Genomic DNA, 14257 nt, shown 5'->3' on the forward strand with positions numbered 1-14257 from the left:
CTGCCACCACCAGGAGACTGCTGATGCACCGACACGGGATCGGCGCGTGGACCGCCAAGCGGCGACTGAAGTCACCCGACAAGCCCGCCCTCGTCTACGGCGACCAGTCGACGATGACGTACCGACAGTTCGCCGACGGCGCGGACGGCGTCGCCGCGATGCTGGCCCACCGGGGCGTCGGCAAGGGCGACGCCGTCGCCTACCTGGGCGAGAACAGCCCCGAGTTCCTCCAGGTGATGTTCGGGACCGCTGCGCTGGGCGCCGTGTTCGTCCCGGTCAACACGCGGCTCGCGCCACCCGAGATCGCCCACATTCTCGCCGACTGCGGTGCGCGGGTGCTGGTTCACGATCCCGAGTTCGGGCCACGGGTGGCCGCCGTCCTGGGCGCCGCACCGGGTCTGGACGCCATCGCCACCGGCGAGGGGACGGCGGACGATCCCGGGCTCGCCCGCCTGCTGCGTCCGCCGGCCGCCGCCCCGCCCCCGCCGCCCTCACCCTCGATGACCCGGCCGCGATCATCTACACCTCGGGCACCACCGGCAGGGCCAAGGGCGCCGTGCTGACCCACGGCAACCTCACCTGGGTCGCCCTCAACTGCGTCGTCGACTACGACATCGTCTCGACCGATGTCGCGCTCATGATCTCGCCGCTGTTCCACGTCGCCTCGCTCGGCATGGGTGCGCTCCCGGTCATCCTCAAGGGCGCCACGATGGTGCTGGAGAAGGGATTCGAACCGGGGCGCGCGCTCAGCCAGATCGAGCGGCACCGGGTCACGATGCTCAGTGGCGTACCGACGACCTACCAGCTCATGGCCGACCATCCGAACTGGGCCTCGACCGACCTCTCGACGCTGGGCAAGCTCACCTGCGGCGGCTCGGCGGTGCCCGCGCGGATCCTCGACGCGTACGAGCGGCGCGGCCTGTCGTTCTCGCAGGGCTACGGCATGACCGAGGCGTCGCCCGGCGCGACCTCGCTGCCGCCCTCGATGACCCGCGCCAAGCAGGGCAGCGTGGGCCTCCCCCACTTCTTCACCGAGGTGCGGATCGTCGACGAGCACGGGGCGCGAGCCCCCCGCGGCACCGTCGGCGAGATCGAGGTCGCCGGGCCGAACGTCTTCCCCGGCTACCACGGGTTGCCGGCGGCGACGGCCGACGCCTTCACGGCGGACGGGTGGTTCCGCTCGGGCGATCTCGGCCGGCTGGACGCCGACGGCTACCTCTACATCTCCGGCCGGATCAAGGACATGATCATCTCGGGTGGCGAGAACATCTACCCGGTCGAGCTCGAACAGGTGCTCAGCGAGATCGACGGGGTCACCGGAGCCGCGGTCATCGGCGTACCGGACGAGCGGTGGGGTGAGGTGCCGTGGGCGGTCGTGACGGTGCGGGACGGGGCGTCCGTCGACACCGACAGCCTGCGGGCCCAGCTCGACGGCAGGATCGCCCGCTACAAGCTGCCGAAGCGCGTCGTCATCGTGGACGAGCTGCCGCGGACCGCGTCGGGGAAGGTGCGGAAGGCGGATCTGCGGGCCCGGTTCGGCAGTTAGTCGTGGTCCGGGCCGCGACGAGGGCGTTGAACTCGGCCACGGAGGCCGCGGCCAACTTCTCGTGCATCCGCCGGTAGGTCTCCACCGACCGGGTGGCGGGCCACGCCGGGTCCATGAACTCGCGGGGCAGCCGCGGGTCGGCGCGCAGCAGGGCGAGCCAGTCCGCCACCAGCATCGTCCGCGCGGTCAGCGCGCTCGCCGCCAGCGTCGCCGGCTCCGGCTCGCCCCACACCTCGATGAACGCGAGGTGCTCGCGCCGGATCGCCTCGATGTCCCACGCCGCGCGGACGCTCTCGCCGATCGGATACCCCGCCAGTTCACGGGCGTGGAAGGCGATGACGGTGTGGGGTGGCAGGTCCTGGCGCAGCGGTTCCAGCGACCCGGCGAGGTCGACCTCGCCGGGCGCGAGCCACAGCCCGTCGCGCAGCGGCGCGAAGCCTTCCCAGGTCAGCGTCGAGCGCAACCGGTGGCGCAGGGTCCGCTGGCCCTCCGGGATCGAGAACGTGACGAGCGTCCACCCGGTGCCCTGTGGGTCGAAGGGACGCGGACCGCGAACCCGCTCCGTCGCCTCGCGCAGCACCGCGGCCCCGTGCCCGGTCAGCGAGAACAGGATTTCCCGGCCGCTCTTGCTCCGCGCGAGGATGCCGCTGTGCACGAGCCGGTCGAGGGTCGCCCGCGTCGCCGGGGCGGCGACGCCGGCGCCCTCGAGCACGCCGATCAGGACGCTGGCTCGGACCGGCCCCGGTGAGTCGTCGACGACGTGTTCGCCGAAGAACGCGAGCAACAGCTGTTTCGGCTGACGACTGCGCACAGTCCTCCCCCTCGGCGGATCCGTCGAGGTGGTCACCGCGCCGGCTGCGCGGCGACCGCCTGCCCACGCTTGGCGCGCTGGATGTGGTCGTAGACGTGGCTCCGCAGCTCCGTGAAGCGGGGCAGCGCCCGGGTGGTGATCTGGTCGCGTTCCGGCGGTAGGTCGACCGCGAGATCCTCCTGCACCCAGGTCGGCGCCCCGGACAGCACCAGCACGCGCTCACCCAGATAGACCGACTCGTCGATGTCGTGGGTCACGAAGAGGATCGAGATGCGGTGGCTCAGGTGCAGTTCCCGCACCAGGTCCTCCAGGTCCGCCCGGGTCTGCGCGTCGACCGCGGCGAACGGCTCATCCATGATCAGCACCTCGGGCTGGTACGCGATGGCCCGCGCGATCGCCACGCGTTGCTGCATCCCGCCGGAGAGCTGCCACGGGTGGCTGCGCGTGGCGTGCGCCAGACCGACCGCCTCGATCGCGTCGGTGACGAGCCGGTCGCGCTCCGCCCGGGAGAGCTTCTTGTGCCGGAGCGGGAGTTCGACGTTTCCGCGGACCGTCAGCCACGGGTAGAGGCTGCGGCCGTACTCCTGGAAGACGACGGCCATCGCCGGGCTCGGGCCGGTCACCGGTGATCCGTCCATCTCGATGACGCCGCCGGTCGGCCGGAGCAGACCGGCGAGACACTTCAGCAGGGTGGTCTTCCCGCATCCGGAGGGGCCGACGATGCAGACGAGTTCGCCGGCCTTCATCGTGAAGCTGATGTCGCCGATCGCCTCCACGTCGCCCGTCGTGGACTCGTAGACCTTGCGCAGATGTTCCACCCGCAGCAACGTGCTCCGATCAGGCACGAGTGACCTCCCTGATTCCGTGGTACCAGCGCAGGACGCGCCGCTCGACGAGACCGAACGTTACGGCGAGTAAGACGCCGATGAGACCGAGGAGCAGGATGCCGCTCCACATCTCGGCAATGAGGTAGTTCCGTTGGAAGTACGCGATCCGGTAGCCGAGTCCGGCCGACGAGGCGAACATCTCCGAGATGACCATCAGGATGAGCGCGACCGAGAGCCCCTGCCGGACTCCCGTCATGATGCGCGGGCTGGCCGCGGGAAGCACGAGGAACCAGAGCCGCTCCCACCAGGTGACCTGGAACGAGTCGGCGGTCTCGGTCATCACGCTGTCGGTGGCCCGGACACCGTCGATCGTGTTCAGCAGGATCGGCCAGACCGCGCCGGAGACGATGACCACCACCTTCATCGTGTCGGTGATGCCGAGCAGCAGCATGGCGACCGGGATCAGCACCGGCGGCGGGATGGCGCGGAAGAACTCCAGCAGCGGTTCGAGGAGTTCGCGCAGCCAGCGGAAGAGGCCGATGAGGGTGCCGGCGGCGACACCGACGACGATCGAGGCGAGGATGCCGAGCGAGAGTCGGGACAGGCTCGGCACCACGTCGTCGACGAACGCGGGACCGATCCACGTGTCGACGAAGGCCTCCGCGATCGTCACTGGGCCGGGGAAGAACCGGTTCGTCGACGCCGTCGACGCCACGCCCCAGAGAACCAGGAGCAGGAACGGCAGCCCGAGCGCGTAGAGGAAGCCCGCGGCGATGCGGAGCCCGACGACGCGGCCACGCGACGGCGCGGCGATCCGGCCGGTGTACGCGGTCACAGGACCTCCTCCCCCCGTACGGACTGGTGCCAGGACAGCGAGCGGCGCTCGACGAAGCGGAAGACGAGGTTCACCAGGAGCCCGAGCAGCCCGGTGACCATGACGAGGGCGTAGAGGCCGACGGCGTCCCCGGCGGAGCGGGACAGCTCGATCATTCGTCCGAGGCCGGGGTTGCCGATCACCATCTCCGAGGTGATCGCGAGGATGAGGGCAACCGCCGCGGCGAGTCGGACGCCCGTCATGAGATACGGCAGGGCGGTCGGCAGCACCAGATACCACAGATGCTCCCGGCGGGTCAGGCCGAAGCTTCGTGCGGTGTCGCGGGCGACCGCGTCGACGTCGGCCACGCCGTAGATCACCTGCACGAACACCTGCCAGAACGACGCGTAGATGATGATCACGAGGGCCGCCTGCATCTGGATGCCGAACATCAGCACGGCGAGCGGGATGAGGGCGACCGACGGGATCGGTCGCAGGAACTCGACCATCGTGTGGGTGGCGCGACGCAGGAAGGGCACCAGACCGACGATCGTGCCCAGGACGACCGCGGCGAACGTCGCCACGCCCAGCCCGATCGCCCACGACGTCATGGTAAACCCGAGCCTCCGCCAGAACGCCAGGTCGCGAAGCTCCTCGAACAGCCGCCCGAACACGTCGGTCGCATACGGCAGGTACTGCGAATTGATCAGGCCCATGGTCGGGATCGACTGCCAGACGACGAGGAATCCCGCAAGGCCGGCGAGGCCCAGCAGCACCTTGCGCAGCGACCGCAGGCTTCGGGTGGATAGGACGCGCATATCGCTCCCGTGATGGGTCGGGTCCGCCCTCCCCGGCCAGGGCACGGGGAGGGCGGACCGCCGCCGGCTACTGCTGCTGGATGAGGCGGTCGAAGTTGGGCTGCTGGTCGAGCACGCCGTACTTCCCGGCGAGCGTGGCGAGCGTCTCCAGGCTCGCCCGGTCGAGATCCCAGCCGAACGCCGGGAGCTTCACCGAATCGGCGACCGCCTCGGGCAACTCCAGGTTGTCCTTGATGGACTGACGGAGGTCAGCTTCGTTGGCCGGGTCCTGCGCCCACTGGAGTGCCTCCTTCATGGCCGTCGAGAAGTCGGCGATCAGCTCGGGGTCGGACTCCGTCCGCTCCCTGGTCGCGATCGTGGTGAGGGTCGCGAGACCGGGGACGACCGCCTGGTACGGAGCGACGATGAAGGTGTCGCCGCGGCTGCGCAACTGCGTGACGAAGGGCTCCGGCACCCAGGCGGCGTCGATGTTGCCGGCCTCCAGTTGGGCCGGCACGTCGGGGAAGGCGACCTCGACGAACTTGATCGTGGTCGGGTCGCCGCCGTCCTTCTCCACCGCCGCCATGATGGTCACGTCGCCGGCCGCGCCGAGGCTGTTGACCGCCACCCGGCGGCCGGCGAGCTCGGCGGGCCTGGTGATGCCGGACTCGGCCGACGCCACGACGGCGTTGATGTCGTCACCGTCCGCGTAGGACGACGCGTAGTTGCCGATCAGCACCACGCCGAGATCCTGCAGGTCGGCCCGGAACGGGCCGAACGGCTGGCCGATGGCGAAGTCGATGTCACCGTTGATCAGTGCGGGGATGGCCTGCGCGCCGCCCTGAGCCGGCAGCACCTCGACCGCGAGACCGTGCCGGGCGAAGATGCCCGCCTTGATGCCGCCCCACAGGGCGGCGGTCTCGGTGATGGGCAGCGCCGCGACCCGGACCTGGCGCTGGTCGCCGTCGGCCGGGTCGGACGGGGAGCTATCTGAGTCGGTGCATCCGGTGAGGGCGATCGCGGTGATGGCGACCAACCCGAGGGCGATGACCTTCTTCATTGACGAGGCCCTTCCTGGGCTGTGATGGTGGGGGTGCGTCAATTCCGGCGGATGCCTCGGACCTGCGGTGGTACTTCGGTGTGTTGGGGGGCACGCCGCTGTGTTGGACATGCTCAGCCACGGGCCAACGGATGTCAAGAAACTTCTGACGCCCGTCATGAATAGATTGAATAACGGTTCCGGGGCGACAGCGCCTACCCCAGTACGCGGGCCAGCTCGGTGCGGGAGCGGACGCCGAGCCGGTGGAAGATGTTGCGCAGATGGTGGTCGACGGTCCGGGTGGACAGGAACATCTGGCTGGCGACCTCCCGGTTGGTGGCACCGGAGGCGACCAGGTGCGCGATGCGCAGCTGCTGGCCGGTGAGCAGGCCCGCCGCCGGTCGGTCCGGCGCACCGACGGACTCGCCGGCCGCCCGCAGTTCCGCGGTGGCCTGTTCCGCCCACACCCGCGCCCCGATCAGCGTGAACGTCTGCCGGGCGCGGTGCAGGTGGTCGCGGGCGTCGCGGGGCCGGCGGCTGCGGCGCAGTTCCCGTCCGAAGAGGAGTTCGGTGCGGGCCCGTTCGAAGGTGGCGGCGTCGGTCGGGTGCAGCCGCAGGGCGGCGCGGAACTGTTCCTCGGCCTCGGCGCTGCCGCGCGGGGCCAGCAGCGCGTGGCAGCGGGCCGACAGCGCCCGGCGTGACGGGCTGGCCGTACTGCCGGCCCAGCGGTCGAAGACGGCGAGCGCGGCGCGGGCCGGCGCGGGCCGGCCGTCGTGGGCAGCGGCCTCGACCAGGTGGGGTGTGGCCATGACCTGGACGAGGACCTGGCCACGGCCGGTGCCGGGGCGGGCCAGCCCGGTGAGGCGGTCGGCGGCGTCGGCGTACCGGGCGTCGACCAGGTCGAGCACCGCGAGGGCCCACTGGGCGAGGGCGTACGGCCGGCTGTCCGGCATGGCCGTCTCGCCCAGCTCGGCGACGTACCCCAGGCTGGCGTCCCGGTCGGCACGCACGGCCGCGAGCACGGCGAGCAGACCCAGGTGGACGCCGGCACAGGTGTACTGGCCGGTCTCCCGGGCGACCCGCAGCCCCGCCCGGCAGCTCCGCGCCGCGGCTTCGTGCCGGCCCAGCCAGTACTCGGCCATCGCGCGCAGTTCGAGCGCCCGAGGCAACAGGGACAGTTCCCCACGGGCACCGGCCAGGTCGACGGCGCGGTCGGCCAGCCGGTGCGCCGCCGCGTCCACCGCCACCAGCAGACCAGCCGCGGCGGCGCCGGTCAGCGCGGTCGGGGTGAGCGCGGCGCCGGTCAACCGTCCACCGAGCACGACGGCGCGGCGCAGCAACGGCCCGCCCTGGGCGTGCTCGCCCCGCAGCGTGGCGGCCACCCCGGCGACCAGGGTGGTGATCAGCTCCACGTCCGGTTCCACCCCGTCGCGGCGCAGGTCGGCCACCCGGCGCGCCACCTCCGCGTATCGATACTGGTCGCCGGAGAAGCAGACGGCCTCGCCGGCCCGCATCAGGGCTACCAGTGCGGTGGTGCGGTCGGTGCCGGCCAGGCTCGCGGCGGCGGCCAGCAGGGCCGTCAGCGCGGCCGGGGCGACCCGCAGCGGAGCTGCATCTCGCCGCGCAGCAGGTCCGCGCGGCCGGTGACGGCCGGGTCGGCCGGCCCGGGGCAGGCCGCGCAGCAGGGCTCGGGCCTGGTCGGGTCGCCCGGCGGACCAGGCGTAGCCGGCGGCGGTGACCCGCCGGCCCGCGGCCCGCGTCGGGTCGTCGGTGAGCTCGGCCGCCCGGCTCAACGCCGCCGCGGCGGCGGCCCAGCCGTCCGCACCACCGGCCGCCGCCTCCGCCAGTTCCGTCGCCAGGGCCGGGTCCGGGCCGTCGGCCGCCGCGGCCCGGTGCAGCGCCCGGCGCAGCCGCTGGCCGGCGGCGTCGAGCACGCCGGCCAGCAGCAGGTGAGCGGCTTGCCGTTCGGCGCGGGACGCGGCGGCGACGACCATCCGGCGGGCGAGCGGTCGACCGAAGGCGACACCGCCCTGCGGGTCGACCCGGACCACGCCGGCGGCCTCGGCCGGACCCAGCGCCCCGGCGCTGCCGCCGACGACTTGGAACGCCCGGGCCAGGGCGCCGGGGTCGAGGTCGGGATCGGTGGCCAGCGCGGCCAGCAGCAGCACCCGGCGGGCGTCGCCCGGCAGGCGATCCAGCAGTGACCGGTAGGCGCGGGCCAGTGCGCCCTCGGGTGGCGGCACGGTGGGTGGCGGCGCCTGCCCACGCCACTGGGCGGTGCTCAGCGCGGCGGCGAGGTCGGCCAGGGCCTGCGGGTTGCCGGCGGCGACCACGGTCAGGGCCGCGAGCACCGGCGCGGGTGGCTGCGGTCCGGGTCGCCGGTCGGCGAGCAGGGCCTGGCTGTCGCGGTCGCCGAGCGGGCGCAGCCGGCGGGTGGGTATCCCGGCCGCGCCGACGTCGCTGCCCGCGGTGAGCAGGAGGGCGACCGGCAGGTGGCTCAGCCGCCGGGCCACGAAGGCCAGGATCCGCGCGGTCGGCGGATCACCGAGGTCGACGTCGTCCACGGTGCACAGCAGTGGACGGTCCGCTCCGGCGGCGGCGAGCAGCCCGAGGACGGCCGTGGACAGGGCGAGCCGATCCTCCTCGGGGCAGCCCTCGCCGGCCAGCGCGCCGCGGAGCACCTGCCGTTGCCGCCCGGGCAGCGCCGCGGCTCGATCGAGCACGGGATCGAGCAACCGTTGCAGGCCCGCGTAGGGCAGCGTGGCCTCGTCGGGCAGGCCGGTCGCGGCGAGCGGCGTGCGGTCGCCGGCGTGACCGTGGGCGTACGCCAGCAGGGCGCTGCGGCCGGCACCGGGCTCGCCGTGCAGCAGCAGCGCTCCGCCGGCCGGTGAGTCGAGCAACCCCCGGATCTCCCGGCACTCGTGCTCCCGCCCCCGCAGCACGGTTATTTGCACTCTTGATGCATTAACCATGCATCGAGTCTCACCTATCGGAGACCGCTTGAGAAGGGGTGAGTTGGACTTCGGCGACCGCGCCGGGCCGCGGTCCAGGTTCAGCCCTCGGCCGGTCCCGCGAGCAGGGCGCCGACCGTGCGGGCCATCACCGCCCGGGCGGCGTCGACGCCCAGCCCGAGACCGTCACGCAGCGTCGACCAGGCCGGCCAGGTGCTCGCCACCACCACCGCGTCGACCACCTGCCCCCGGCCCGGTCCGGCGCGATCCAGCTCGTCGGCGAAGAGCTGCTCGACCTCGTCGCGGACCCGGGCGATGTGCTTGAGCCGGTTGCGGCGCAACTGGGCGGAGACCGGCTCGCGCATCTGCGCGGCACGGGCCGACGGCGCGATCATCTGGAGCAGCTTCGCCCGCTGCCGGCAGTACGCGTCGACCCGCTTCGCCAGCGGCAACGTGGGCGAGATCGGCCGCCAGGCGAGTTCCTGCTGGCGGAGCAGCTCGGTGCCGCTCGCCTCGAACAGCGTCTCCATGTCCTTGAAGTTCGTCCAGAGCGTACGCAGCGAGATGCCGGCCCGCTCGGCGATGCGTTCGCCGGTCGGGCGCAGGTCGCCCTCGGAGATGAGCGCGAGGTGCGCCTCGACGATCGCCGCCCGGGTGCGCTCGGCCCGGGCGGTCCGGCCGTCGACCCGGCCCGGCGCCTCGACCCTGCCCATCCGTGCCCGCCCCCTTCACCGCTGGAATTCCGGTCGTGCGAGCCGAGTCTAGACGCGCGCCGGCACCGGGGCCTGCGCCGCATGCCGGCGCAGCTCCCGGCGGGCCAACGACTGCCGGTGCACCTCGTCGGGACCGTCGGCGATCCGGACCGCCCGGGCTCGGGCCCAGAGCCGGGCGAGCGGGGTGTCCTGGCTGACCCCCGCCGCGCCGTGTGCCTGTACGGCCCGGTCGATGATCCACTCGACCGTCTCCGGCACCGCGATCTTGATGGCCTGGATCTCCGGGTGAGCCTCCCGGTTGCCGACGGTGTCCATCAGCCACGCGGTCTTGAGCACCAGCAGGCGGGCCTGCTCCAGGCGCACCCGGGCCTGCGCGATCCAGTCCCGCACCACGCCCTGCTCGGCCAGCGGCCCACCGAAGGCGTGCCGCTCGCTGACCCGCCGGCACATCAGCTCGACGGCCCGTTCCGCCATGCCGAGCAGGCGCATGCAGTGGTGCACCCGCCCTGGGCCGAGACGCGCCTGGGAGATGGCGAAGCCCGAGCCCTCCGTCCCGATCAGGTTCGTCGCGGGCACCCGGACGTCGACGAAGTCGATCTCGGCGTGGCCGCCGTGGTCGCCGTCGTCGTACCCGAAGGCCGTCATGCCCCGGCGGACCGTGACCCCCGGGCTGTCGCGCGGCACGAGGATCTGGCTGTGCTGCTCGTGCCGGGCGGCGGCCGGGTCGGTCCGGCCCATCACGATGATGATCGCGCAACGCGGGTCCATCGCGCCGGTGACGAACCACTTGCGGCCGTTGATCACGTACTCGTCGCCGACCCGCTCGACCCGGGTGGCGATGTTGGTGGCGTCGGAGGACGCGACGGCCGGTTCGGTCATCGCGAAGGCCGAGCGGATGCGGGCCGACAGCAACGGCTCCAGCCAACGCTCCCGCTGCTGCGCCGAGCCGAACTGCGCGAGCAGTTCCATGTTGCCGGTGTCGGGAGCCGCGCAGTTGAGCGCCACCGGGGCGAGCCACGGACAGTGCCCGGTGATCTCGGCCAGCGGCGCGTACTGGAGGTTGGTCAGGCCGGCGCCGTGCTCGCCGGTCAGGAAGAGGTTCCACAGCCCACGCCGGCGCGCCTGCGCCTGGAGTTCGGCGACGACCGGCGGCACGGTCCACGGCTCACCGGGCTCGCGGGCCTGGGCCGCGAAGACCGGCTCGGCCGGGTACACGCACTCGGCCATGAAGCCGTGCAGGCGTTCCCGCAGCCGTTCGGTCGTCTCGTCGTGACGGAAGTCCATCTCTCGTCTCCTCCCCGTCCCCGGGCCGGCGGGTGGTCCGCACCGCCGGACGCGGTGCGGACCACGCGGACCAGCGGATCAGGCGGTCGGTATGCCGTTGGTCGGTGGCGTCACCGGCGGCGCGGAGTACTCGTTGACCGGCCCGTCGGCCTCGTCGGTCTCGTACGTCGGGCCGAAGTAGCCCTGTTCTCCCCCGCTGATCCGGCTGAGCCGGCCACCGCCGTACCCCGAGTGGTCGGTGGCGGAGAAGCGCAGCGGGGCGACTCCCGGTCCCTGGTAACCACCCCTGCCGACGGCCTCCACCAGCGACTCGCGGGTGAGGTCCTGGCCGGCGGCCAGCAGCACCTGCACGAAGAGGTAGCCCACGGCCATGCCGTAGACGGTGTTCCCGTCGAACTCCGCGCCGCCGTTGTGCTCGGCGTTCACCTTGGTGAACAGCTGGATCCACGGGTCGGCGTCGTCGTTCTGCATCGGCAGGTAGTTGACGCCGACCATCCCCTCCAGCAGGCCGGCGGCGTCGCCGAGCTGCCGGGCCAGGGTCGGGTGGTCGGCGCCCACGTTCGACACCAGCCACTGCGGGCTGAAGCCCAGCCGGGCGGCGGTACCGACGGACAGCGCGGTGAAGCCGGGCACGGTGGCCAGGATGACGACCTCGCAGCCGGCCGCCTTGAACGCGCCGATCTGGGGTGCCACGTTGGTGTTGCTGGTGACGTACGTCTGGCGTTCCACGACGCCGTCGGCACCGAGCACCTTCTCCACGCCGGCCAGCGCGTCGCGGCCGAAGTCGTCGTCCTGGCCGAGGAAGCAGACCTTGCGGCCGGGCAGGGCGGTCTGCACGTGGTTCGCCAGGATCTTGCCCTCGACCGTGTAGTCGGGGTTGAAGCCGAAGGTGTTCGGGTAGCGGTCGGGCTGGTCCCAGCTGCGGCTGCCGGAGGCGACGAAGAGGTCCGGCACCCGGTTGGTGTGCAGGAAGTCCAGCACGCCGGTGTGGGTGGGCGTGCCGAGGCCGTTGAGGATGGCGAAGACCTTGTCCTGCAGGACGAGCTGGCGGACGACCTGCTGGGTGGTGGCGGGGTTGTACCCGTCGTCCATGATCTTGTATGTGATCTTGCGGCCGTGCACGCCGCCGTTGGCGTTGACGTAGTCGAAGTACGCCTTCGTCGCCGGCGCGATCTTCGAGTAGCCGGCGGACGCCGGCCCGGTCAGTGGCATGTGGGTGCCGACGACGATCTCCGTCTCGGTGACGCCGGGAACCGGCTGACCGGAGCCGGGGCCGTCGTCGGAGCCGCAGGCGGCGGAGCTGAGCAGAAGGGTGAGGGTGGTGGCGATCGCGAGACCGCGCCGTGCCGTGGATCGCATGGGACACCGACCTTTCATCGGTCCGGTTGTGCGAGTTGGGTGGGCCTCCCGGAGGTGGCCGGGACGGGTGGGTCGGGTGGATCGGCCGGCCGCCGGGACGGCCGGGACGGTGGACGGGGACGTGCTACGAGCCGCGGTGGCGCCGGCGGATCCGCAGTGCCCCGGTGAGGCGGGACAGCAGGCCCTGCACGCCTCCCGGCGCGGCGATCATGACGACGACCAACGTGCCACCGAAGATCGCCAGTGGCAGGTTGCCCTCCAGCCGCTGCGCCGCCGCCGGCGAGAGGGTGAACAGGTTGGTCAGCGAGTGGGTCAGATCAGGCAGGGCGACCAGCAGGAGGGCACCCCAGAACGCGCCGGCGAGCCGGCCGAGACCACCGATGACCACGGCCATCAGCAGGAACAGCGACAGCGTCAGGCCGAACGCGCCGGGCGACACGCTCTGCGCGAGCACCGCCAGCAGGGCGCCGCCGAGGCCGGCGCTGGCCGCGCTCACCACGAACGCGACGACCTGGGTACGGGCGACGTGGATCCCGGACAGCCGGGCCGCGACCTCGTCGTCTCGTACCGCCCGGAAGGCCCGGCCGTACCGGCTGCGGACCAGGTTGGCCAGCAGCACCAGGCAGAGCAGCGTCGCCGCGGTGGCCACCCAGAGTTGCCACCGCTCGTACGGGAAGTAGCCGCCCAACGCCTCCGGGGCGGGCGCCATCGGCACCGCCAGGCCCTGTTCGCCGTTGAAGACGCCGTCGAAGGTGACGGTCAACGCGGGCACCACCACCGCCACCGCCAGGGTCAGCCCGGCCAGGTACGGCCCGCGCAGCCGGGCGGCGGCCACCCCACGACCGCGCCGACCGCGACGGCGGCCAGCACCGCCGCCACCAGCGACAGGACCAGCGTCCCGCCGGCCGTGACACCCCGGTCGGCGAAGGCGTTCTGGCTCAGGGCGACGGTGTACGCACCGGTGGCCATCAGCGCCCCGTGCCCCAGCGAGAGCTGCCCGCAGAGTCCGGTGAGGACGGTCAGCCCGGCGGTCGCGCAGAGGTAGGCGGCCACGGTGGCCAGTTGGAAGTTGCGGAACGAGTCGAGCTGGTAGCTGAGGATCAGCACCACCAGCGCGGCGGCGGCGGCGAGAACGAGGTGGCGCAGCAGGGTCGGCATGGCCCGGCCGGGGCGGACGACCTCGGCGGCGGCGTGCCGGCCGGGCGGTGCCGCCGCCCGGGTGGCGCTCACACCCGCCTCGCCGTGACCGGGGCGAACAGCCCACCGGGGCGCAGCAGCAGCACCGCCAGCAGCAGGGCGAGCACCGCGAGGGGGATGAGGTCACCGCCGGCGTAGCCGCTGACGTAGGACAGCAGCAGACCGACACCGAGGCCGCCGACGACGGCACCGGGCGGGCTGTCCAGACCGCCCACCACCGCGGCGGTGAACGCGGAGACGAAGACCAGGTCCATCGCGTGCGGGTGCAGGCCCAACCCGGTGGGGACGACCAGCATCGCGGCCAGCGCGCCGACCCCGGAGGCCAGCGCCCAGCCGAGGGTGAGCATGCCGCCCACGTTGACCCCGAGCAGGCGGGAGACCTCGGGCGCGAACGCCGCCGCGCGCATCCGCAGGCCGATCGCGGTCCGGGTGAAGATCCAGACCAGGGCCGCGCCGACCACCCCGACGGTGGCGAAGACGAACAGGTCGTACGGGGACAGCACGGCGGTGCCGCCCACGGTCAACGCGGTACGGCTGAACGGGGTACCCGCCGGCAGGTACTCGTTGCCGTACGCCATGCCGAGGACGGCCTGGATCAGCAGGACCAGACCGAGCGCGACGATCACCGGATTGAGCGGTGACCGGTGATCCACCAGCCGCATCACCGCGACGTCGACCAGCGCGCCGAGCAGCAGCCCGGCGACCAGCGCCGCCCCGAACCCCAGCCAGTACGAACCGGTCGCGGCGGTGACGCTGTACGCGACGTACGCCGCGGCCACCGCCATCGCCCCCTGGGCGAAGTTGACGATCCGGCCGGCCCGCCAGATGAGCACCAGGGCGAGCGCGAACGCGGCCAGGACCGCGCCTCTCGACAGGCCGTCGAGGGTGAGGAAGACGAAGCGGTCCAACGATCCTCCTT

The 14257-nt window shown here is 72.8% G+C and carries 12 protein-coding genes and 1 pseudogene; 2 read left to right on the forward strand and 11 right to left on the reverse strand.

Annotated features, from left to right (window positions below):
• The first annotated feature begins 23 nt into the window (after positions 1–23).
• Positions 24–563, forward strand: a complete 540-nt coding sequence (locus KIF24_RS33975) for an AMP-binding protein (RefSeq protein ID WP_331461139.1) — start codon at positions 24–26, stop codon at positions 561–563.
• Positions 518–1546 carry an AMP-binding protein gene (locus KIF24_RS34495; RefSeq protein ID WP_331461366.1) on the forward strand — a complete coding sequence of 343 codons (1029 nt, stop codon included), beginning with the start codon at positions 518–520 and terminating at the stop codon, positions 1544–1546. Before KIF24_RS33975 ends, KIF24_RS34495 begins: the two co-directional genes overlap by 46 nt.
• Here KIF24_RS34495 and KIF24_RS15045 read toward each other — a convergent pair.
• The 11 genes and pseudogenes from KIF24_RS15045 to KIF24_RS15095 form a co-directional block, all read right to left on the reverse strand.
• Positions 1470–2357 carry a PaaX family transcriptional regulator gene (locus KIF24_RS15045; protein ID WP_221084562.1) on the reverse strand — a complete coding sequence of 296 codons (888 nt, stop codon included), beginning with the start codon at positions 2355–2357 and terminating at the stop codon, positions 1470–1472. The genes KIF24_RS34495 and KIF24_RS15045 overlap by 77 nt on opposite strands.
• 32 nt (positions 2358–2389) lie before the next feature.
• Positions 2390–3202 (reverse strand): ABC transporter ATP-binding protein, encoded by an 813-nt coding sequence (locus tag KIF24_RS15050; RefSeq protein WP_221084563.1) that lies wholly within the window; start codon positions 3200–3202, stop codon positions 2390–2392.
• A complete protein-coding gene (locus KIF24_RS15055) occupies positions 3195–4019 on the reverse strand; it encodes an ABC transporter permease (protein ID WP_331461140.1) in 825 nt (274 codons plus the stop codon). The genes KIF24_RS15050 and KIF24_RS15055 overlap by 8 nt, the downstream gene beginning before the upstream one ends.
• Complete coding sequence (locus KIF24_RS15060; protein ID WP_230415625.1) at positions 4016–4816, reverse strand: ABC transporter permease; 801 nt, start codon at positions 4814–4816, stop codon at positions 4016–4018. The genes KIF24_RS15055 and KIF24_RS15060 overlap by 4 nt, the downstream gene beginning before the upstream one ends.
• Before the next feature lie 67 nt (positions 4817–4883).
• A complete protein-coding gene (locus KIF24_RS15065) occupies positions 4884–5855 on the reverse strand; it encodes an ABC transporter substrate-binding protein (RefSeq protein WP_221084564.1) in 972 nt (323 codons plus the stop codon).
• Between the two features lie 194 nt (positions 5856–6049).
• Positions 6050–8788, reverse strand: coding sequence for a LuxR family transcriptional regulator (locus KIF24_RS15070; protein WP_331461141.1), 2739 nt, complete (start codon positions 8786–8788; stop codon positions 6050–6052).
• Between the two features lie 98 nt (positions 8789–8886).
• The gene (locus KIF24_RS15075) at positions 8887–9498 is read right to left on the reverse strand and encodes a TetR/AcrR family transcriptional regulator (protein WP_221084565.1); all 612 of its coding nucleotides are present in this window, start codon (positions 9496–9498) and stop codon (positions 8887–8889) included.
• A gap of 48 nt (positions 9499–9546) precedes the next feature.
• Positions 9547–10782 (reverse strand): acyl-CoA dehydrogenase family protein, encoded by a 1236-nt coding sequence (locus KIF24_RS15080; RefSeq protein WP_221084566.1) that lies wholly within the window; start codon positions 10780–10782, stop codon positions 9547–9549.
• Positions 10783–10860: 78 nt separating this feature from the next.
• Positions 10861–12141 (reverse strand): ABC transporter substrate-binding protein, encoded by a 1281-nt coding sequence (locus KIF24_RS15085; protein WP_221084567.1) that lies wholly within the window; start codon positions 12139–12141, stop codon positions 10861–10863.
• A 124-nt stretch (positions 12142–12265) separates the two neighbouring features.
• Positions 12266–13371: pseudogene (locus KIF24_RS35080) on the reverse strand (branched-chain amino acid ABC transporter permease).
• Positions 13368–14246 carry a branched-chain amino acid ABC transporter permease gene (locus KIF24_RS15095; RefSeq protein WP_221084568.1) on the reverse strand — a complete coding sequence of 293 codons (879 nt, stop codon included), beginning with the start codon at positions 14244–14246 and terminating at the stop codon, positions 13368–13370. The pseudogene KIF24_RS35080 and the gene KIF24_RS15095 overlap by 4 nt, the downstream one beginning before the upstream one ends.
• Between the last annotated feature and the right edge of the window lie 11 nt (positions 14247–14257).

It is taken from the genome of Micromonospora tarapacensis (genome assembly GCF_019697375.1).
GTDB classification, from domain to species: Bacteria; Actinomycetota; Actinomycetes; order Mycobacteriales; family Micromonosporaceae; genus Micromonospora; species Micromonospora tarapacensis.